The organism is Falsiroseomonas sp. RANM36, from assembly GCF_056682175.1.
In genome coordinates this window covers 18590-39506 of the sequence record NZ_JBWXTD010000001.1, presented here as the reverse complement: position 1 = coordinate 39506, position 20917 = coordinate 18590, and the positions used below count along the sequence as shown (strand labels likewise).

Genomic DNA, 20917 nt, shown 5'->3' with positions numbered 1-20917 from the left:
ATGCCGACCCAGGACGAGCACGCGCTGCTGGATACGGCGCGCATCGAGCACGCCTGGTCGCTGGTCGAGCGCTTCGCGACGATGCGCCGCCAGGACCCGGAGGAGGCCGCGGCCGCCGGCGAGGAGATCGGGCGGCGCCTTGCCGCGCTCGGCCTGCCGGTCACGCTGCACCGGCCGCGTCTCTACTTGGCGGTGCCGAAGGCGGCGCATGTCGCGCTCGGCGGCCGGCGGCTTGCCGCGCGCCCGGCGCAGCTTGCCGCCACCGCGCCGCAGGGGCTGACCGCGCCGCTGGTCTTCGTCGAGAACCCCATCGGTCCCCCTGCGGGCTGGACGCCCGCCTCGGCCGCGCTGTTCGGCGAAGGCTACGACCCGGCGCCGGGCGTGCCGGATCTCCGCGGGAAGATCGTGCTGTTCCGCGGCATGATCCTGGCCGAGAAAATTCTTTCGTTCGCCGCGCTGGGGGCTGTCGGCGTGATCGCGGTCAATCCGGGGCCGGACATGCACTGGGGCAGTGGCAGCGCGATCTGGGGCACGCCGGATCTCGACGACCTGCCCTGGCGCACGACCATCCCGGGTTGCGCCGTCTCGAAGCCGGATGGCGAGGCGCTGATCGCGGCCGCCGCGCGCGGCGAGAGCGCGACGCTCACGACGGTGGTGGAGGAAGGCTGGTTCGACCAGGTGCTGCCGGAGGTGCGCATCCCCGGCGCCGTGGAACCGGACCGCTTCGTGCTGCTGCACGGCCACTACGATTCCTGGGATGTCGGCGTCGGCGACAACGCCACCGGCGATGCCTGCATGCTGGAGGTCGCGCGCATCCTGCATGCGCATCGGGACAGGCTGCGCCGCGGCGTGCGCATCTGCTGGTGGCCCGGCCACTCGACGGGAAAATTCGCCGGCAGCACCTGGTATGCCGATGCCTTCGCCCGCGACCTGTCCCGCGGTTGCGTCACGCATCTCAACTGCGACAGCCCGGGCTGCCGCGACGCCACCGACTATCCCGGCATTCCCTGGATGGCGGAGAACCGGGACTTCGTCACCGAAGCCGTGGCCGATGTCACCGGCAAGCCGGCGGGCGGCAAGCGGCCTTCGCAATCCAGCGACTATTCCTTCAACAATCTCGGCATCAGCGGCTGCTTCTCCGCCTCCTCCCGCATCCCGAAGGCGGAGGTGGAGCGGCGCGGCTGGTATTTCGTGATGGGCAATGGCGGCAACACCGCCTGGCACACCGATCGCGACCAGCTCGAGGTCGCCGATCCCGGCGTGCTGCTGACCGACATCAGGCTTTACGCGCTGGCCGCCTTCCGCCTCGCCACGCGCGCGCGCATCCCGCTCGATCCCGCGGCGCTGGTGGCGGAGCTGCGCGGGCATCTGGACCGCTACGCGGAAGCCGCCGGCGCGCGGTTCGATTTCGCGCCGTCGCGCGCCGCCTTCGACGCGCTGGCGGCGAAGCTCGCCGCCTTCGAGGCGGCCGCGCCGGCGGACGATACCGCGACGGCGACGCGGCTGGCGGTGCTGCGGCTTCTCGTGCCGCTCGACTACACGCGCGGCACGCGGTTCCGGCGCGACATTGGCCTGCCGGCCGCGCCGCTGACCCATCTCGCCGTCGCGGCCGATCTCGACCGCTATCCGCCGCAGGCGCTGGGCTTCGCGTTGGCGACGCTGACGCGCGGACAGAACCATGTCGTCGCCGCGCTGGAGGCGGCGGCCGAAGCCATCCCGGGATGAGCGCGCCGGATCCCGCAACGACCTACGGTGCCGCCGCCAATCCCGACCTGCTCTCCCGCGTGCCGGCGGCGGCGCGCAGCCTGCTCGATGTCGGCTGCGGCGCCGGCGGCCTCGGGCGCGGGCTGCGCGGGGCGGGGCACGCCGCGCGGCTGGAAGGCGTGGAGCCGGACGCGGCGCTGGCCGACCACGCGGCGCGGCACTACGACCGGGTCCACCGCATCGACATCGAGCGGGAGGCGCCGCCGATCGCGCCCGGCACGCTCGACGTGCTGGTCTATGGCGACGTGCTGGAGCATCTGCGCGATCCCTGGGGCGTGCTGCGGCGCGATGCCGCGCTGCTCGCGCCCGGCGGCACGCTGCTGGTCTGCGTGCCGAACATCGAGCACTGGTCCTTCGCCGCGCGGCTGCTCGCCGGCATGTGGCGCTACGAGGAGATGGGCCTGTTCGACCGGACGCATCTGCGCTGGTTCACCCGCCAGGCCATGCAGCAGGCGATCGAGGCGGCGGGGCTGCGCCCGGTGGAGCTCGCGCCGCGCATCTTGGACCCGGATCGCGCCGTGGCCTTCGCGCGCGCCATGGCGCCGGGGCTGCAGGCGATCGGCGTGGATCCGAATGACTGGCTGAAGCGCAGCCTGCCGCTGCAGTATGTCTGGCGGGCGGTGAGAGCGTGAGCTTCTCCGATCCGCGCGACGGCGACCTGGAGGACGACGCATCCTCCACCGTCAGCAAGACGCTGCTCGGCCATGCGGCGGGCATGCTGGTGGAGATCAGCCTGCCGAAGCTGCTGCTGGCCTTCACCGCGCTGGTCGTGCTGCCGGCGCTGGCCGTGGGCGCGGCACCGATCGCGGTCGCCTGGTATGTCCGCACCGTCGCCGACAAGATCTCGGTCGGCTTCCACCTCTCCTTCGGGCTGCTGGTGCTGGCCGCGGCGCTGTTCGTCGCCTGGCGCTGGGGCCTGCGGCTGTTCCGCTTCGTCGAGCAGAGTTTCTGGGGGCTCGGCGCCACGCTGGTGCAGCCGCTCTACACCGCGATCCGCGAGCTGATCGGCCGCGCGATCGAGGCGCTGGCGCCGACCCGCCGCTACGCCTTCGCCCGCACGCTCGCCGGCCTGCTGGCGGGGCTGCTCATCGCGCTCGTCGCGGGCGCCATCGCCTGGGGGCTGGGGCCGCTGCCGCGCTTCGCCGTGCCGCTCGCCGGAGCGCAGGATCTGTGGCCCGCGGCGGCGGCGGCGCTGCGCAACGCGGCCTGGGCGGTCGCCGTCTATCTGGCGGTCGCGGCGCCGGCCTGGTCGCTTTCCGAGGCCTGGGCGGGCACGCCGGCCGACCTGCCGGCGGCGCCGTCCGGCGGCGCGCCGCGCTGGCGCGTGGCACACCTCTCCGACATCCACCTGGTCGGCGGGACGTACGGCTTCCGCCTGGAATGCGGCCGCGACGGGCCGCGCGGCAACGGCCGCTTCCTGCGCGCGCTGGACCTGCTGGAAGCGGAGCATGCGGCGCATCCGCTGGACTGGCTGCTGATCACCGGCGACATCACCGACGCCGCGCGCAACGAGGAGTTCATCGCCTTCGATGAGGCGATGGCCGCGCATCCCGCGCTGCGCGCGCGCACGCTGATCATTCCCGGCAACCACGACGTGAACATCGTGGACCGCGCCAATCCCGCGCGGCTCGAACTGCCGATCGCGCCGGGCGGCACGCTCAGGCGGCTGCGCATGCTGGCGGCGATGGCGCGGCTGCAGGGCGGGCGCGTGCATGTGGTGGACCGCAAGGCGCGGCGCCTTGGCCCGACGCTCGACGCCTTCCTGGCGGCCGAGGGCCGGGCGGAGGCGCTGGCCCGCTTCATGGATCGCGGCCGCCTGCGCGACGGGCGCATCGCGCGCGCGGTGTGGGACGGGAGCTTTCCGCTGGTCGCGCCGCCGGATGCGCCGGACGGGCTCGGCGTGCTGCTGCTCGATTCCAACGGGCGGACGCATTTCTCCTTCACCAATGCGCTCGGCATTGTGGATGCGGCGCAGATGCATGCGGCGGAGGCGGCGATGCGCCAGTATCCCGCCGCGCGCTGGCTGGTCTGCCTGCATCATCACCTGGTCGAGTATCCGCGCCCCGGCGCGAAGCTCGCGGACCGCATCGGCACGGCGCTGGTCAACGGGCATTGGGTGGTTTGGCGGCTGCGGCACGAGGCACGGCGCATCGTCGCGCTGCACGGCCACCGACACTACGACTGGATGGGGCAGTGCGGCGGGGTGCGCATCCTCTCCGCGCCGTCGCCGACCATGGGCGCGAAGGACCCGGCGGATCGCTGGTTCTGGCTGCACGGCTTCGCGCCGGGGGAGGGCGGCGCGCTGGAGATGCTGGCGCCGCGGCGCGTGGTGGTGCCGGGGGAGGCGTCGCCGGCTACCGCCCCCACTCCCACTCGTAGCTGAGCCCGACGCGGTTCCCCGCCTCGCGGTCGCCGGTCTCGGCTTCGAGCCGAAGGCGCGGGCCGAGATCGACGCGCACGCCGACGCGGCTCGATCCCGGCTCCGTGCCCTGCCGCACGCCGACATAGATGCCGTCCGCCACGTAGCGCCCGGCCTCCAGCGTCGCGCCGCTGCGCTCCTCGGCGGTCGAGGTGCGGGAGGCCCGCTCGCTCTCGCTGCCCACGGCCAGCCGGTCGAGGCCGAGATTCTGCCGGATGCGGTCGAGGAAGCCGCCGGCCGCGTCGCCGCCCGGCAGCCCCGCCGCGCCGGCCAGCACCGAGGCGATCTGCGCGATCTCGAAGGGCGAGAGCTGGCGGAGCGGCCGGTCGAACAGCAGCCGCGCCAGCACCTCGTCCTGCGGCAGTTCGGGCGTGGAGGAGAAGACGATCTGCGGCTGCGTCGGCGATCCCGTGACCTCGACGCGCGCGGTGACGCCGCCGACCTGGCTGGTCGCGCGCAGGTCGAGCTCCGGCAGCAGCCCGCCGCCCCAGTCGAGGCGGCCGCGGTCGAAGGCGATGCGCCGCCCGATCACCACGATGTCGCCACGGCGCATCGCCAGCTCGCCGGTGATGTCGGGGGCGACGACGGTGCCGCCGATCGCGAGCTGCCCACCAAGCTCGGCATCCAGCCCGCGGCCGCGCACGAAGACGTTGCGCGGCGCGTCCACGGTCACCGCCAGGTTGATCGTCGGCCCGGCGGCGGGCGGGCCGTCGGCGGCGGGCTGCGCGGCGCGTCGGGCGGGCCGCGGCGCGCGGCCGGGCGGCGTGCCGATCTCGCGCACCGGGTCCAGCGTGCGCAGGCCGCCGGGCAGGCTTTCGGGGATGCGGATCTCGGCGCGGCGGATGCGCACCGGGCCGCCCAGCGTGGAGGTGCCGGCAAGCTGCCCTTCCAGGCGCAGATCGGCGTCGAGCGTCGCGCGGATGAGGTCGCTGGCCACCGGCTGGGCGTTGCCGGCGGTGAGCCGCAGGTCCACCGGGATGCCAGCCTCGAAGGGGGCGATGGTGCCGGCCAGCGCCAGCGTGCCCTGGCCGCCGGTGCGGCCGGCGAGATCGGCGCGCAGCCGCTGGCCGTCGGGGCGCAGCGTACCGGCGAGCTGGCTGATGTTCACGCCGAGCACCGGGTTGCGGTAGGAGCCGTTGGCCAGCCGAGCCTCGCCGCCCAGCACCGGCCGGCCCGGCGTGCCGCTGGCCCTGAGCGCCAGGGTGAGCCGCCCGGTCACGCGGTCGGCGCCGGCGGCGAGGAAGGGGCTCGTCAGCGCGGCGAGATCCACATTGCCGTTCAGCGTCGCCTCGAAGGGCGCGTCGGCGCCCGGCCCCTGCGGGAAGCGGGCGGTGGCATTGAGCCGCTGCTGCGGGCCGAGCCGCAGATCGCCCTCCGCCGTCAGCAGTCCGGCGCCGGTGCGCCGCAGGTCGAGCCGCAGTTCCGCCGGCGGCAGGGCGCGCGCGGCGTCCGGGCCGGCGCGCAGGCCGCGGCCGCGCAGGCTGGCGGTGATCTCGGGCGAGGCGACGGGGCCGGTGATGCGCGCCTCGCCGGTGACGGTACCGGCCGGGTTCACCCCGGGCGCCAGCGGCGCGAAGGCGGCGAGGTTCAGGCCGGCCAGCGCGGCGCGGATATCCGCCTGCTCCGGACCCCAGGTTCCCTGGGCGCGCAGGGTGCCGTCGCGCGGCAGCGCGATCCGCGTCTCCGCGATCTCGACCGCGCCATCGGGGCGCAGCGTGACGCGCGTCGGCGCGACGAGGCGGATCGTCTCGCCCTGCGTGGTGGCGCGCAGCGCCGCGAGCTCGACGCGCCGCGCCCCGTCCTCCAGCGCCAGCAGCCGCCCGCGCGCCTCGGCCTGCACCTCGTTGGCGGTGCCGGACAGCGCGACCTCCAGCGCATCCAGCGGGCCTTCGACCTTGGCGGTCACGTCGCGCGCGGCGACGCCGAAGCCGCTGAAGCGCGGCACCGCGAGATCGGCCGCGACACGCTGCCGCCCCTCCGCCACGCTGCCGCGGGCCTGCAGCCGGATGGCGCCGGCGATCTCCTGGCCGAGCAGGCGGCCGAGCGGGGCGAGCTGCTCGGCCTCGAGCCGCGCCTCGCCTTCGGCCAGCAGTTCCGCCGGCGACACCCGACCGGAGGCGGTGAGCCGCGCGGGGCCGAGCCGCGCCTCCGCCGATTGCAGGCGCAGCCAGCCGCCATCCTCCGGCGTGCCGCGCAGCGAGAGGGCGACGGGCAGTTCCTCGATGGTCGCGGTCAGCCGCGCATCCAGGTCCGGCTTGGTTGCCGGCGTGGCGATGCGCGCTTCCAACGACAGCGCCTGCAGCACGCGGCCCGCGGCTTCCAGGCGGTCGCTGCTGGCGGTGACGGTGAGCGTCGGGTCCTGCGCCGGGCCAGTCGCGGTGCCGCGCAGGCTGAGCGCGCCGGAAAGGCCCGGCACCGCCGCTTCCGGCGCCGAGACATCCGCCGAGAAAGTGAGGTCCAGCGTCTCCCCCACGCGGCCCTGCGCCGACGCTTCCAGCGCCTGGCCGATCAGGGAGAAGGCCTCGATCCGGTCGGGCGCGGCGGCGCGCAGCGTCAGGCGCGGCGCGGCGCCGAGCAGCGCCTGCACCGGCGCGATGGCGCTGGTGAAGCCGCCCGGCGTCGCGTCGAGTGCGACCTGCGGCGCGTCCAGCGGGCCGCTGATCCGCGCCTCGGCCCGCAGCGACTGCCATCCGACGGTGTCGGGCGGCAGCAGCCCGGCGAAGGTCTCTGAAGCGGCGAGATCGGCGGTGACGCGCACCGCGCTGCGCAGCCCGGACAGGTCCAGCCGGCCCTCGGCCGCGATGGTGCCGGCGGCGCCGGCGATGCGCAGCGTCCGCAGGTCGAAGACGCCGTCCGGCATGCGGCCGGTGTCGAGGCGCAGCTCCAGCGGCCCGGCCAGCCTGGCCAGCGGCGGCTGCAGCAGGCCGGAGGCATCCACCTGGCCGGACAGCGCGACGCCGAGGCGCGAGGTGTCCGGCGCGGCGAGCGTGCCTTCGACATCCGCCGCCACCCCATCGCCGGCCGAGGCCCGCAGTGTGAAGGCGGCGCCCTCCGCCGGCCCGTCCAGCGTCAGGTCGAGCGAGAGCGGCCGCTCGCCGAGGCCCGCGACGCGAGACAGCGTCCCGCCCGCGTCGCCGCGCAGCGTCGCCGCTGCGTTCAGCCGCCCGGTGCCGGGGCGCAGCGTCGCCTGCAGGGTCAGCACGGCCCCGCCTTCGATCAGCGCGGCATCGAGCGAGAGATCGAGGCCCTGATCGTCCAGCCGCAGCCCGCCGCTGGCGGACAGCGCCACCGCCTCCCCCAGCAGCGCCGCATCCAGCTGCAGCCTTTCGATCCTGAGGCGGTCCACGCGGATCGCGACCGGCAGTTCCGGCAGTTCGGGGATGAGCTGGCCGGGCGGCGCGTCCCGCGGCGCGGGCGTGTCGGAGACCGGGGCGCGATGGACCACCAGGCGCTGCGCGGTGAGTTCGCGTATCTCGACCCGGCGGCGAAGCAGGGCGGTGGGCGACCACTCGACGCTGCCCTCCTCGATCTCCAGCCAGACGCCCTGCGAATCCGAGAGCGTCAGCCGCGCGAAGCCCGGGCTGGAGGAGAGCGGGTTGCGCAGGCCCTGGATGCCGAGGCCGGGCACCAGCGACTGGAGCTGCCGCTCGACCCAGGTGCCGCGCGCCGCATCCTGCGCGCCGACCGGCAGCGCGAGCGCGAGCAGCACCAGCGCGAGCGCCAGGACGCGCCGGCGGTGGCGGTCAAAAAGCCTGGCCAAGGCCGACATAGATGCCATAGCCGCTATCGCCCGGCTCCTTGGTGAAGGGGATGGCGAAATCGAGCCGCAACGGCCCGATCGCCGTGGCGTAGCGCAGGCCGAGGCCGGCACCGTAGCGCATGTCGCCGAAATCGGGCGTCTCGGAATCGGATGCCGTGCCGCCATCGAGGAAGGCGACGACGCCGATCGGGCCGGAGACGCGCTGGCGGAGCTCGACCGACACCTCCGCGAGGCTCGCGCCGCCGGTCAGCCTGCCCTGGGCGTCGCGCGGGCCGATGCGCTGGAAGCCGTAGCCGCGCACCGAGCCGCCGCCGCCGGCGTAGAACCGCTTGTCGAGCGGCGCGGCCTCGCTGTCGCCGAGCAGGCTGCCCACGGTGCCGCGCAGCGCGATCACCGAGCCGCCATTGCCGCTCACGTCGAAATAGGTGCGCGCGGTGCCGAGCGCGCGCGCGAAGGTGCCGCCCTCGAGCAGGTCGTAATAGGGCGTCACCGCGACATCCAGCCGCCAGCCGCGGCGCGGATCGAGCAGCGAATCCGTCGCGTCGTAGCGCACCGCGCCGACCACGCCGACCAGGTCGAAGGGATCGAGCGGGCCACCGGGCGGGCCGATCTGCCCGGTCTCGAAGACCGGGCCGGCGCGCAGCAGCCAGCGGTCGCCGACCCGCCGCTCCAGCAGGGCGGAGAGGATGAGGGCGTCGCGGTCATAGGCGTTGAGCTGCTCGCGCAGCGCGGTCGCCTCCAGGATCAGCGTGGTCAGCCCGTCGAACAGGCCGGGCCGGCGGAAGATGGCGCTGGCGCGGTAGTTCGTGTCGGCGGTGATGCTGCCCGAGCCGAGCCGCGAGGCTTCCGCTTCCAGCCGCAGCGTCTCCGCATTGCCGAAGAGGTTGCGGCGTTCGTAGAAGACGCGGCCGGAGATGCCGAACTCGGTCTCGTAGGAAATGGCGAAGCCTGCCGCGTTGCGCGGCCGGTCGGTGACGGCGAAGGTCACCGGCAGCCGGCCGGCAGCGTCCAACCTTTCGCCGGTCCGCGCCCGCACCGTGTCGAAGGCGCCGAGCGCGAGCAGCTCGCGCCGCGCGCGTTCCAGCCGCGCGGGCGAGAAGGGCTCGCCGGCGATCCGGTCGGCGACGCGGTGGACCAGCGCGGGGTTGACGCGCGTCTCGCCGGTGATGTCGGGCGTGGCGAAGGCCGCCATCGGGCCCGGCGAAAGCGTCCAGACCACATCCATGCGCTCGGCCTCGTGGTCCACCGTCACCTCGCGGTCCACCACGGCGGCGAGCGGATGGCCCTGGCGGCGCAGCCGGTCGATCAGCGCGGCCTCGGCATCGAGAACGGGGCCGGCGGCGGCCGGATCGCCGGGGGCGATCCCGGGCGGCTCGCCGAGCGCGGCGACATCGGCCGCCTCGGCGGGGGAGGCGGGGCGCAGCGCGATGCGGCGCAGCGTGTAGCGCGGGCCGGGAATCACCCGGACCTCGACCTCGGCGTTCGTTGGGGGCGCGGCGGCCAGGCGATCGCCGAGGCCCGGCGTCTCCGCCGGGACGCCGCCGATGCGCACCTCGACGCGGCCGGCCCAGAAGCCGCGGGAATGCAGCACCTCCTCCAGCCGGCGCGGCTCGGCGCGGGCGCGGGCGACGAGGCCGAAGGCATCCACCGGCGCCTGCTCCGCCAGGCTGCGCAGCTGGGACGCGGCGGCGAGCGCCGGGTCGAGGTCGTCCTCGCCGGTCGGCGGCAAGCTGGTCGTATACGGAAGCGTCCCCTCGGGCGGGTCGGCATCGGGCGCCTGCGCCTGCACCGCGGCCGGCAAGGCAAGCAGCAGAAGCACCGGCAGCAGCAGGAGGGCGCGCGTTGGGAAGGTCCTCACCAGGGAAGAAGCGCCGCCTGGGCGGCCGGGTTGCCCGCCGGGGATGGAGCCACCCGCGCGGACCGGCTACTCATGTGCCATGGATTCCGCCTTCGCTGAGACCCTGACCGCCTGGCGCCGGCATCTTCATGCGAATCCGGGCCTGACGCTCGCCGAGCAGCATACCGCCGCTTTCGTCGCCGCAAAGCTCCGCGAGATGGGCGTGGCGGAGATCGTCGAGGGCTTCGGCGGCCACGGCGTGGTGGCGACGCTGCGGCGCGGCGGCGGCAACCGCAGCGTCGGCCTGCGCGGCGACATGGACGCGCTGCCGATCGAGGAACAGAACCCCTCGCTGCCCTGGCGGTCCACCGTGCCCGGCGTGATGCATGCCTGCGGCCATGACGGCCACACCACCGCGCTGCTCGGCGCGGCGAAGCTGCTGCTCGACGACCCGTCCTGGACCGGCACGGTCCACCTGGTCTTCCAGCCGGCCGAGGAGGGTGGCGGCGGCGCGAAGCGGATGGTGGAGGAAGGCCTGTTCCGCCGCTTCCCGATGGACCGCATCTTCGGCTGGCACAACTGGCCGGGCCTGCCGGCCGGGACCATCGCCGTGCATGACAAGGCGGTGATGGCCGCCGGCTGTCGCTTCGACGTGACCTTCGACGGCCATGCCGCGCATGCCGCCCTGCCGCATCTGTCGCGCGATCCGATGGTGGCGGCCGGGCACTGCATCGTCGCGCTGCAGAGCGTGGTCGCGCGCAACCTCGATCCTCTGGCCGGCGGCGTGGTCAGCGTGACGGTGGTGGAAGGCGGGGAGGCGGTGAACCAGATCCCCCGCCGCGTCGTGCTGAAAGGCACCGCGCGCTGGCTCGATCCGGCCGCGGGCGAGGCGATCCGCGAGGGCATCCATCGCATCGGCCAGGGGATCGCGGCGACCTTCGGCGTCGAAGCCGCGGTCGGCTGGCGGATCGGCGTGGACGCCACGGTCAATCACCCGGCCGAGCGCGAGCTGGCCGCCGAGGCCGCCGCCGCCGTGGCGCCGGTGCGGCGCGACATGCCGCCGGCCATGACGGGCGAGGATTTCTGCTGGTTCCTGAAGGAGGTGCCGGGCGCCTTCGTCTGGATCGGCAACGGCCCGGCCGAGGATGGCCGCGAGCTGCACCACCCGCGCTACGACTTCAACGACGCGATCCTGCCGGTGGCCAGCGGCTTCCTGGCCGAGACGGCGAAGCGGGCGCTGCGGTCCGCCTAGGGGCGGCGCGCCGGCAGCGGCCCATCAATCCGGGCGTTTGCGGCTGGATCGTGCTTTCGCGCGACGGTGATCGCGCGAGGCCGCCCAACGGCCGTTCTGCCCCATCGGGATAGCGATGGATGTATCCCGCTCGGCATGCCGCCGGTACAGCTTCGCGGTCGGCGGCGAGGACGGCGCAGGCGGAATCCGCCGGCGGCCGAGGACGGCATTGCCTTGCCTTGCACCGCGCGTGGTCCGCGCGGGTCGGCGGCCATGCGGCGTCCGGTCGGTGCCCAGCCGGGCCGGAGGTCGAAACCTGGCGGGCCTGGCACGACCCGAAGCTCGACATTCGGGCTGGTGTCGCGCGGCCGGCCGCAACTGGAGATTCGCAACGATGACGACACGACGCGACCTTGCCGTGACCGCGGCCGCAACGGCGGCGCTGGCGACCGCCATCGGTCGTGCGCAGGCGCAGACGGCACCGGCGCCGGCGACCACGGACGCCTCCGGCACGGCCGAGTTCCTGTTCGTGCAGACCGCCCGTCGCATGACCTTCGACCGCGCGGCCAGCCGGCTGACGCTGCACGATGTCAGCCCTGTGACGCTGTTCTTCGCCGACCGGCCGGACCGCATCGCCGGCAACATGCGCACCGCGTCCTTCGTGCCGTTCTGGAGCCAGGGGCGGGACAGCTTCCTGTCCGACCCGCCGAACGCGGATCTCTCGATCGTCGAGGGCGGCGAGCTCCGCCAGGTCGTCGTGGTGCTGCGCGATCCGGTACTGGATGGCGGCAACCTGGCCTACACCGTGCAGGTCGTGGCGGGCACGATGCCCGATGCCGGCGACGAGGTGTCGGTCTTCATCGACATCATCGGCATGCCTCGCACGCCGCTTTCCTTCGCCGGCGTCGCGCGCCGCAGCTACCGCCGCGCCTGGATCCGGTAGAGCGCGACGATCCGGTCGGAGCGATGCATTCCGGTCGGATCCTGCCTCAGGCCGGCTCGGTGCCGCGGAAACGCATGAAGACGCGGTGCGGACCGCTGCCGAAGGCGATCACGTCATAGGTCTCCGCCGCCATGCCGGGCACCTCCATCCCCGGCGAGCCGACAGGCATGCCGGGCACCGCCAGGCCACGCACGTCGGCGGGCCGCTCCGCCAGCAGGCGGCGGATGGCGAGCGGCGGCACATGGCCCTCGATCGCGAAGCCGCCGACGCGCGCGACATGGCAGGACAGCAGATCCGGGGGGACGCCGAGCGCGCGGCGCCAGGCGGCAAGGCCGCGGACGCGGTTGTCCTGCACCGCGAAGCCGGCCGCCTGCAGATGCGGAATCCAGAGATGGCAGCAGCCGCAATCGGGGTCGCGCCAGACCTGCACCTGCAGGGGCGCCTCGGCGCTCGCGGCAGGGGCGAGCAGGCAGGCTCCGAGGGCCAAGAGGCTGCGACGTCCAGGCATCATGGTGGTTCCCCCGGCAGATGCGCGACCGGGGCCAGGATGCCGCCCTTCGGCGCCACGATCCAGCGCAGGCGCCTGCTGCCGCGCCCGGCCCGCGTCACTCCGGGGCGAGGTCCCGCTCCTCGAGAAGGCGGTAGCCATGGCCGCGCACGGTGGCGATGGCGGGCGCGCTGCCGCCCGCCTCCTGCAGCTTGCGCCGCAGGCGATGGACATAGACGTCCACGACATTGGTCAGCGGATCCTCCGCCAGGCCCCAGACCTCGGCCAGGATCCGCTCCCTGCTCACCGCCTGGCCGGGCGCGGCGACCAGCAGTTCGAGCAGCGCGAATTCCTTCGCGGTCAGCGCGATGCGCCGCTTGCCGCAGGCGACGGTGAGCGCATCCGCGTCGAGTTCCATCCCCGCGGCCTGGAAGGCGCGGCGCTGCGGCGCGGGCGGGGCGGCGGCGATGCGGCTGCGGCGGATCAGCGCGGCAAGACGGGCCAGCAATTCGGCGAAGGCGAAGGGCTTCGGCAGGTAGTCGTCGGCGCCGTAGGAAAATCCCTCGACCTTGTCCTCGAGCGAATCCAGCGCGGTGAGCATCATCACGGGCGTGGTGTCGCCATCGGCGCGCAACCTGCGGCAGATGTCGCGCCCGTCGAGCCCGGGCAGCATGACGTCGAGCAGGATCGCGGCATGGCCGCCGGCCTGCGCGCGCTGCAATCCCTCCGGCCCGGTGAAGGCAAGCTCCACCGCGTAGCCTTCGGCGCGGAGGCCGCGAGCGAGGACATCGGCGACGCGCCGCTCGTCCTCCACCAACAGGATGCGCGACGGCGTCATGCGCGCGATGTCCGCCTGCGGCGCAGGCCGCGGTCCGGCCCGGCGCGCCATGCGGCAAGCCCCACGCTCATGCGACGGCCTGCAAGCTGTGGGTGGCGGGAAGTTCCACCAGCGCGACCGTTCCGCGGCCCGCGCGGTGCTCCAGCCTGACCTCGCCACCATGCGCACGGGCGATGGCGCGCGCAAGCGGCAGGCCGAGGCCGCTGCCATCGCCATCGCGGGCCGCCGCGCCGGCGCCGCGGTGGAAGCGCTCGAACACGCGCTCGATCTCTTCCGGGGCGATGCCGATGCCCTCATCCGCCACGACGAGCCGCGCGAGGCCCGGCAGGGCCTGCAGTTCCACGGTGACCTCGCCCCCCGGGTCGGAATAGCGCACCGCGTTGTCGAGAAGGATGAGCACCAGCTGCCGCAGCCGGTCGGCGTCGCCCTGCACCACGATGCGGCGCGGCGCAACGTCGGCGCGGACCCGGATGTCGCGCGGCGCGGCCAGTGTGCGCGCGGCGGCCAGCGCGCCCTGCACCACCTCGTGCAGCGGGACCGGCTGCTTCGCGCTGCGCGCCTCCCCGGCCTCGGAACGGGCGACGAACAGCAGGTCGTCCACCAGCCGCGCGGTGTGCGCCGCTTCCTCCGCGACACGGGTGAGGGCGTGGCGGTAGTCGGCCACGGGCTTGTCGGCGCCGCGCAGCGCGACCTCCGCCTCGCCGCGGATCACCGTGAGCGGCGTGCGCAGCTCGTGGCTGGCATCGGCCAGGAAGCGCCGCCGCGCCTGGTCGCTGCGGCTCAGGGCGGCATTCGCCGCGGCGAGTTCGGCGGTGCGCGCCTCCACCGCCTGTTCCAGCGCCGCGTGGCTGTTTTGGAGGGCCGCGCGGCTGCGCGCCACCTCGTCCAGCATGGCGTTGAAGCTGCGCACCACGCGCCCGAGCTCGCCCTTCGTCGGCACGCCGGTCACGCGGTGCGAGAAGTCGCCGCCGGTCACCGCCTCCGCCGCCCCGGCAAGCTGGTCGAGCGGGCGCTGCAGGCGGCGCATCAGCACGACGCCCGCGAGCACCGCGACCAGCACCGCCATCCCGGCCATCAGCCGCGCCAGCCGCGCCGGCGCGCCGGTGATGCGCTCCGCCTCCTGCTCGGCCGCGATCGCATCCGCCCGCTCGCGGTCCACGGCGGCATGGACGGCCGCGCGGAACTGGGTGCCGAGCCCGGCCTGCACCGCCTCCCGCAGCCTTGCCCGCGCTTCCTCCACGCTGCCCGAGGCGGCGAGGCTGGCCGCATCCTCGAGGCGCTGCACGAAGCCGTGCGAGAGCTGTTCCAGCACAGCCAGCGCCTCGAGCTCATCCCGCTCGCCCATGTTCCACGGGAGCATCGCGACCTCGGCGGCGATGTGCTTGCGGATGCCGGCGAATTGCGCGCGGATCGCCGCCTGCGCGTCGCCCGGCCGGAAGGGCAGGTGGTCCGTGCCGAAGGCGGCTTCCGTGGCGGCCTGCAGCAGGCGGTCCGCTTCCGATTCCAGGTGCAGATGCCCGTGCAGCACCTCATGCACGTGGCGGGTGCGCTCCATCTGGAACAGGGCGACCGACGCGGTCCACCAAGCCAAGCCGGCGCAGACCAGCGTGAGCGCCAGCAATGCGCCGAAGGTCCCGATGAGCAGCGGCCTGAACATGCATCTCCCCGGCGTCACGGCGCGTGCGGCGCCGCCTTCGTATCAAGGAACCGTGAAGATATTCTACAACAGGCATTCCGGCGTCACACGCCCTGCTCAGGCGAAGCGCCGCGCCAGCCAGGCCCCACCATCCGCCGCCGCCTGCCGCGAGGCGCCGACATGTGCCAGGGCGCGCAGGAAGCCATGCGCCGTGCCGGGAAAGAGCCGGCTTTCCACCGCGACGCCCGAAGCGCGCAGCCGCTCCGCCATCGCCTGGTTCTCGGCGGCCAGCACGTCGAGCTCCGCGATGTGCAGCAGCACCGGCGGCAGGCCCCGCAGTTCGGCGCGCAGCGGCGCGGCGAGCGGGCTGAGGCGGTCCGCCGGGCGCGGGCAGTAGCATTCCCAGTAGAAGCGCATCTTCTCCCGCGTCAGGAAGTAGCCCTCGGCGAATTCGCGATAGCTCGCCGTGTCGAGCCGCGAATCGAAGACGCCGTAGTTCAGCAGCAGCCCGGCCAGCCTGAGGTCCGGGTCGGTCTCGCGCAGCAGCAGCGCCACGCCCATCGCCAGGTTGGCGCCCGCGCTGTCGCCGCCCACCACGATGCGCGCGGGGTCGAGCCCCCATTCCGCGCCGTGCTGCGCGACCCAGCGCACGACGGCGGCGCATTCCTCCAGCGCCTGCGGGAAGGCGGCCTCCGGGCTCAGCGCGTAGTCCGGGCCGATCACGGCGCAGCCCCCGCCGGCGGCGTATTCGCGCATCAGCCGGTCATGCGTGTCCACGCTGCCCCAGACCCAGCCGCCGCCATGGATGTAGATCAGCGCCGGCAGGGTGCCGTCGGCCGGGCGATGGACGCGGCAGAGCAGGCGCCGGCCGCGCACCGCCAGCCAGCGGTCGCCGCTTTCCGCCATCGCCGGCCCGCCCTGTGCGAGGTCGAGCTGCGGGCCGTCATTCAGCTTGCGCGCCGCGTCCAGCGGCGGGGTCAGCACGATGGGCGGCAGCGCGGAGGCGCGCTGTTCCATCATGGTGCTGAAGGCGAGCATTTCGGGGTCCCAGCGAGGATCCTGAGCGGGCATGGCGTCTTCCTTCCTGCGCCGCGATGGGACGCCGGGGCGCGCCCCGCCGCAAGCCCCGGCGATGTCATCGGGCGATGGTTGCCCCCGGCGCGCTGCAGGATCATGCTGCGCTGCACCATGCCGAAGCCCCTGCCAACGCTCGGCCCCCGCGGACGGCTGCGCGAGGAGGCGCTCTACCGGCCGAGGCACGTCGTGCTGGTGGCCGATCCGGCGCTGCCGCAGTCGGGGCTGCTGGCGCGCAACCTTGCCGCTGGCGGTTTTCGGGGGCGGCTTTCGCTGGTCGGCATGGCGCATGCCGGCTTCGCGGCGGCGGCGTCCATCGCGGCCCTTGATCCGCCGCCCGACCTTGCCGTGCTGTCCCTGCCGACCGAAGCGCTGGAGCCCGCGATGGCCGCACTCGCCGAGCGCGGCGCGCAGGCGGCGGTGGTGCCCGGCGCGGCACCCGATCTCGGCGCGATCGCGGCGCGCACCGGGCTGCGCGCGCTGGGGCAGGGCAGCTTCGGCATCTGCGTCCCCGCCATCGGGCTGAACGCCTCGCTCGCGCATCTCGCGCCGCGGCCGGGCAAGCTGGCGCTGATCTGCCAGTCCTCCGCGCTGGCCCGCGCCGTGCTCGATTGGGCGGAGGCCGAGAGCGTCGGCTTCAGCCATGTGATCGGCATCGGCGGCAATGGCGATCTCGGCTTCGCCCATGCGTTGGACTGGCTCTCGCGCGATCCCGGCACGGCGGCGATTCTTTTGGACCTTCGGCGGATCAAGAACCGGCGGCAGTTCATCTCGGCCGCAAGGGCCGCGGCGCGCACGCGGCCGGTGGTGGCGATCCGCGCGGGCGGGCGGCTTGCGGACCGCAGCGGCACCACCGATGCCGTGATGGCTGCCGCGCTGCGCCGCGCGGGCGTGCTGCAGGTCTCGGGCCTCGCCGACCTGCTCTCCGCCGCGGAGACGCTGGCGCGCGCAAAGCTCTCGCCGCGCGGCGGCGCGGGCGACCGGATCGCGGTGGTGGCGAATGCGACGGGCCTCGCGCAGCTCGCCGCCGATGCGGCGCTGGCGGGCGGGGCGCGGCTGGCGGAGCTTTCGCCGGAGGCGCTGGGCGGCCTCGCCATCGGGCTGCCCGCCGGCTGGCACGGGCGCAACCCGATCGTGCTCGGCCCGCTCGGCGGCACCGCGCTGGGCGAGGCCGCGGCAATGCTCGCCGCCCTGCCGGAGGTGGACACCGTCCTCGCGCTGCATGCGCCGGTGCCCGACGAGAATGCCGGGACGATCTCCGCCGCGCTCGCCGCCGCCGCGAAGGCGACGCGCGCCGCGCCGGTGCTGGTCTGCTGGGCCGGGGAGGCGACGGCCGCGCCGCAGCGCCTGACGCTGGCGCGGGCCGGCGTCGCGGCCTTCGCGACGCCCGAAGCCGCGGTGCGCGGCGCGCTGCAGCTCTGCGAGGATCGCCGCAACCGCCGCGCCGCGGCGGAACTCCCGGGCCGCGACGTCCTCAAGCTGGCCCCTGACCGCGAGACGGTTCGTTCCCTTCTCGCGCGGGTGCGCGGCGAGGGCCGGCTGGCGCTGACCGCCGACGAGGCGCTGTCGGTGCTCGCCGCCTATGGCATGTCCGTGGCCGAGGGCCGCGCCGTGCCGGATGCGACGCATGCGGTCGCCGCGGCCGGCGCGCTCGGCTTTCCCGTGGTGCTCAAGCTGCGCAGCGCCGACATCGGCAGCAAGAGCGAGGTCGGCGGCGTCGCGCTCGGCCTGCGCAGCGCGGCGGCCTTGCGCGAGGCGGCGGCGGCGATGCTGGCCTCGGCGCGCCAGCGGCGGCCGGATGCGCGGCTCGACGGCTTCGTGGTGCAGCGCCAGGTGGAGCGGGGCCTCGAGCTGCAGCTGCGGCTCGAGGAGGATCCGATGTTCGGGCCCTTCATCGGCTTCGGCCTGGGCGGCACCGCGGCCGAGCTGCTGGGCGACGAGGCCTTCGACCTGCCGCCGCTGAACGACGCGCTCGCCAAGGGGCTGATCGCGCGCTCCCGCGCCGCGGCGCTGCTTGCCGGCTATCGCGACCATCCGCCCGCCGACCTCGAGGCGGTGGAGGATGCGCTGGTGCGGCTCAGCCAGGTCGCGGTGGACTTCCCCGAGATCGCCTCGCTCGGCATCAACCCGCTGGTCGCGCGCGCGGACGGCGTCGTGGCGCTGGATGCGCGCTGCACGCTGCGCCCGGCCGGCGAGGCGGCGCTGCTCGCCATCCCGCCCTACCCCGAGGAATGGGTCACGCGCTGGAACACGAGATCCGGCGAGACGCTGACGATCCGCCCGATCCGCCCCGAGGATGCCGAGGCGCATGGCGCCTTCTTCCGCCGCCTCACGCCCGAGGACATACGCTGGCGCTTCTTCTCCCAGCTGCGGGAGCTGCCGCCGCAGCAGATCGCGCGGATGACGCAGCTCGACTACGACCGCGAGATGGCCTTCGTCGCGGTGCGCAGCCTGCCGGACGGGACGGAGGACCTGCTGGGCGTGTCGCGCCTGATCCGCGAGCCCGACGGGATCACCGGCGAATTCGCGGTGATCGTGGATCGGGCGATGAAGGGGCAGGGGCTCGGCCGGCACCTGATGGAGCGGCTGTTCGCCTGGGCGCGGGCCAACGGCATCGCGACGATCGCGGGCCAGGTGCTGGCGGACAACGCGCCGATGCTCGCCTTCGTGACGTCTCTGGGCTTCGCGATGAAGCGGAGCGCGGAGGACGAGGACGTGTATGAGGTGACGCGGCCCGCGACGCTGCCGGGCGAGGCGGGGTAGGGCGGATCGCCGGCCGGGCCCGGCGCCGGCAGCCCGGGCCGGCGCGTCCCGTCCCCCTCAGCCGAGCTCCCGGATGAGTTCGCGCACCCGCGCGGCGGCGGCGGCGCCCTTCAGCGAGTCGCGCCAGGCTGCCTCCGCGACGCGCTGATGCGCCGAGACGGCCTCATCCGCGGCGGTGATCGAGCTCACGCCGATGCCGGCCTGGGGCGGCGTGTCCGGCGTGAAGGGCGAGGCGACGACATGGGCGCGGTCGCGACCGCGCAGCACCATGAAGCTGCCCGCCGGCTCCACCGCGGAGGCGAGGCCGATCTGCACGCCGATGGGCACGCTTTCCATCATCGCCGCGATCGCCTCCGCTTCGGTCCGCGCGGCGGCGAGGCAGCGCTGGCGGGTGCGTTCCGGCACCGGCAGGCCGGCGGCGACGCCCTCGCGCAGCATCCGCACCAGCGCGCCCTCGCCGAGGATCGCGGTGATGGTCGGGCGCCGCGCCTGGTGCAGCTTCTTGCGCGCGGTGAGCAGGCCGAGCATCTGGTCGGTCGCGGCGCGGGCGGCGACGCGGTCGGACGAGGCGTCGGCGGCCTCCGTCCAGGCTTCGGCGAGGGCGCCGTCATAGGCGTCCGTCGCGGTCTGGTAGCAGACGCCGCCGCCCACCATCAGGATCTGGTCGGCGCCTTCCTCGATCTGGCGCAGGCGTTCCTGGAAGGCGATCGGCCGGCTGAAATACTCGACGCCGATGCCGAGCAGGGACAGCGGCGAGATCTTCAGGAGCTCGGCCAGCCGCCGGATCGTGTCCAGCTTGATGACCTCGCCCTTTTCATAGCGGTAGAGGGCGGCGCGGGACACGCCGAGGCGCGCGGCGATCTCCTCGGCGCGCAGGCCGCTCTCCAGACGGTAGGCCCGCAACTGCTGGCCAATGTCGGCGAAGCGCATGCAATCCCCCGTAGGTCGCTCGAATTGACTACAACCGTGGATCGGGAGACGTATCTCACGATCTGGCTGCAAGAGTAGTTTTGCGGGACGGCCTGGCGGAATGCAACCTCGAAATGCCGCCTTCCAGGCCCGATGCGGAGCGCACCGGACCTGGTTCGCGGCATTTGATCCGCGGCGATACACGTATTGCGCGAGTGGTGCTCTCCGCGGCAACCGCCCCGGTGGCGGGGCGGTACCGCCTTCGCCTCAGGCGTCCGGGGCGACCTTGTGCGCCGCCATCGCCTCCAGCGCCTTCACCAGCCCAGAATGGTCCCAGCCCTTGCCGCCAAGCGCCGCGCAGGCGGCGAAGAGTTGCTGCGTGGAGGCGGTGTTGGGCAGCGCGACGCCCAGCTCCTTGCCCGATTGCAGGGCGAGGTTCAGGTCCTTCTGGTGCAGCTCGATCCGGAAGCCGGGATTGAAGGTGCGCTTGATCATGCGCTCCCCGTGCAGTTCCAGGATGCGGGAGGTGGCGAGCCCGCCCATCAGCGCCTGGCGGACCTTCGCCGGATCGGCGCCGGCCTTGGAGGCGAAGACCATCGCCTCCGCCACCGCCTCGATGGTCAGGGCCACGATGATCTGGTTGGCGACCTTGCAGGTCTGGCCCGCGCCGTTCTCGGTGCCGACCAGGGTGATGTTCTTGCCCATCTTCTCGAAGACCGGGAGCGCCCGGTCGACGGCGGCCTGCGGGCCGCCGACCATGATCGTCAGCGCGGCGTTCTTCGCGCCGACCTCGCCGCCGGAGACCGGCGCGTCGAGATAGTCGCAGCCCAGCGCTTTGATCTTCGCCGCGAAGGCCTTGGTGGCGGTCGGGCTGATCGAGGACATGTCGATCACCAGCTTGCCCTTGGAGAGACCCTCCGCGACGCCGTCCTTGCCGAACAGCACGGCTTCCACGTCGGGGGTGTCGGGCACCATCAGGATGATGATCTCGGCGGCCTCGGCGACCGCCTTCGGGCTGGCGGCAACGGCGAAGGCCGCGCGGTCCTCGGCGGTGAGCGACCTGCGCTCGACCACCGTGACCTCGTGGCCGGCGGCCTTGAGATGGCCCGCCATGGGGCGGCCCATGATGCCGAGGCCGATGAAGCCGATCTTGGACATTTCCAATCTCCCGTCAGGATCGGACCCGGGGGGCGGGCCCCCCGGGCCCCCCGCGCCCGCCGGCCGCCACCCCCCCGCCCGCGCCCGCGGCAGCGGGG

Annotated in this window: 14 protein-coding genes; 6 read left to right on the top strand and 8 right to left on the bottom strand. The window is 74.3% G+C overall.

Annotated elements, in window-relative coordinates:
* The 3 genes from AC1MIR_RS00170 to AC1MIR_RS00160 are packed head-to-tail and all read left to right on the top strand — an operon-like array spanning position 1 to position 4147.
* Complete coding sequence (locus AC1MIR_RS00170; RefSeq protein ID WP_480026165.1) at positions 1-1725, top strand: M28 family peptidase; 1725 nt, start codon at positions 1-3, stop codon at positions 1723-1725.
* Positions 1722-2396, top strand: coding sequence for a class I SAM-dependent methyltransferase (locus AC1MIR_RS00165; RefSeq protein WP_480026164.1), 675 nt, complete (start codon positions 1722-1724; stop codon positions 2394-2396). The genes AC1MIR_RS00170 and AC1MIR_RS00165 overlap by 4 nt, the downstream gene beginning before the upstream one ends.
* On the top strand, positions 2393-4147 hold the full coding sequence (locus tag AC1MIR_RS00160; protein WP_480026163.1) for a metallophosphoesterase family protein: 1755 nt from the start codon (positions 2393-2395) through the stop codon (positions 4145-4147). The genes AC1MIR_RS00165 and AC1MIR_RS00160 overlap by 4 nt, the downstream gene beginning before the upstream one ends.
* Here the strand turns inward: AC1MIR_RS00160 and AC1MIR_RS00155 are convergent.
* Together AC1MIR_RS00155 and AC1MIR_RS00150 are read right to left on the bottom strand one after the other, a co-directional pair.
* Complete coding sequence (locus AC1MIR_RS00155) at positions 4119-7943, bottom strand: translocation/assembly module TamB domain-containing protein (protein ID WP_480026162.1); 3825 nt, start codon at positions 7941-7943, stop codon at positions 4119-4121. The genes AC1MIR_RS00160 and AC1MIR_RS00155 overlap by 29 nt on opposite strands.
* Positions 7927-9801 carry an autotransporter assembly complex protein TamA gene (locus AC1MIR_RS00150; RefSeq protein WP_480026161.1) on the bottom strand — a complete coding sequence of 625 codons (1875 nt, stop codon included), beginning with the start codon at positions 9799-9801 and terminating at the stop codon, positions 7927-7929. The genes AC1MIR_RS00155 and AC1MIR_RS00150 overlap by 17 nt, the downstream gene beginning before the upstream one ends.
* 79 nt (positions 9802-9880) lie before the next feature.
* On the opposite strand from AC1MIR_RS00150, the gene AC1MIR_RS00145 reads away from it, so the two are divergent.
* Together AC1MIR_RS00145 and AC1MIR_RS00140 are read left to right on the top strand one after the other, a co-directional pair.
* Positions 9881-11032, top strand: a complete 1152-nt coding sequence (locus AC1MIR_RS00145; protein ID WP_480026160.1) for an amidohydrolase — start codon at positions 9881-9883, stop codon at positions 11030-11032.
* A gap of 373 nt (positions 11033-11405) precedes the next feature.
* The gene (locus AC1MIR_RS00140) at positions 11406-11954 is read left to right on the top strand and encodes a hypothetical protein (protein WP_480026159.1); all 549 of its coding nucleotides are present in this window, start codon (positions 11406-11408) and stop codon (positions 11952-11954) included.
* A gap of 46 nt (positions 11955-12000) precedes the next feature.
* On the opposite strand, the gene AC1MIR_RS00135 is transcribed toward AC1MIR_RS00140, so the two are convergent.
* The 4 genes from AC1MIR_RS00135 to AC1MIR_RS00120 form a co-directional block, all read right to left on the bottom strand.
* Positions 12001-12465 (bottom strand): DUF411 domain-containing protein, encoded by a 465-nt coding sequence (locus AC1MIR_RS00135; protein ID WP_480026158.1) that lies wholly within the window; start codon positions 12463-12465, stop codon positions 12001-12003.
* A 94-nt stretch (positions 12466-12559) separates the two neighbouring features.
* On the bottom strand, positions 12560-13279 hold the full coding sequence (locus AC1MIR_RS00130; RefSeq protein WP_480026157.1) for a response regulator transcription factor: 720 nt from the start codon (positions 13277-13279) through the stop codon (positions 12560-12562).
* Between the two features lie 67 nt (positions 13280-13346).
* A complete protein-coding gene (locus AC1MIR_RS00125) occupies positions 13347-14936 on the bottom strand; it encodes a sensor histidine kinase (RefSeq protein ID WP_480026156.1) in 1590 nt (529 codons plus the stop codon).
* 96 nt (positions 14937-15032) lie between these two features.
* A complete protein-coding gene (locus AC1MIR_RS00120) occupies positions 15033-15986 on the bottom strand; it encodes an alpha/beta hydrolase (protein ID WP_480026155.1) in 954 nt (317 codons plus the stop codon).
* A 117-nt stretch (positions 15987-16103) separates the two neighbouring features.
* Here AC1MIR_RS00120 and AC1MIR_RS00115 point away from each other — a divergent pair, with 117 nt between their 5' ends.
* The gene (locus tag AC1MIR_RS00115) at positions 16104-18752 is read left to right on the top strand and encodes a bifunctional acetate--CoA ligase family protein/GNAT family N-acetyltransferase (protein ID WP_480026154.1); all 2649 of its coding nucleotides are present in this window, start codon (positions 16104-16106) and stop codon (positions 18750-18752) included.
* Positions 18753-18809: 57 nt separating this feature from the next.
* On the opposite strand, the gene AC1MIR_RS00110 is transcribed toward AC1MIR_RS00115, so the two are convergent.
* Entirely contained in the window at positions 18810-19682 is an 873-nt protein-coding gene (locus AC1MIR_RS00110; protein ID WP_480026153.1) for a helix-turn-helix domain-containing protein, read from the bottom strand.
* A gap of 246 nt (positions 19683-19928) precedes the next feature.
* A complete protein-coding gene (locus AC1MIR_RS00105; RefSeq protein ID WP_480026152.1) occupies positions 19929-20819 on the bottom strand; it encodes a 2-hydroxy-3-oxopropionate reductase in 891 nt (296 codons plus the stop codon).
* Between the last annotated feature and the right edge of the window lie 98 nt (positions 20820-20917).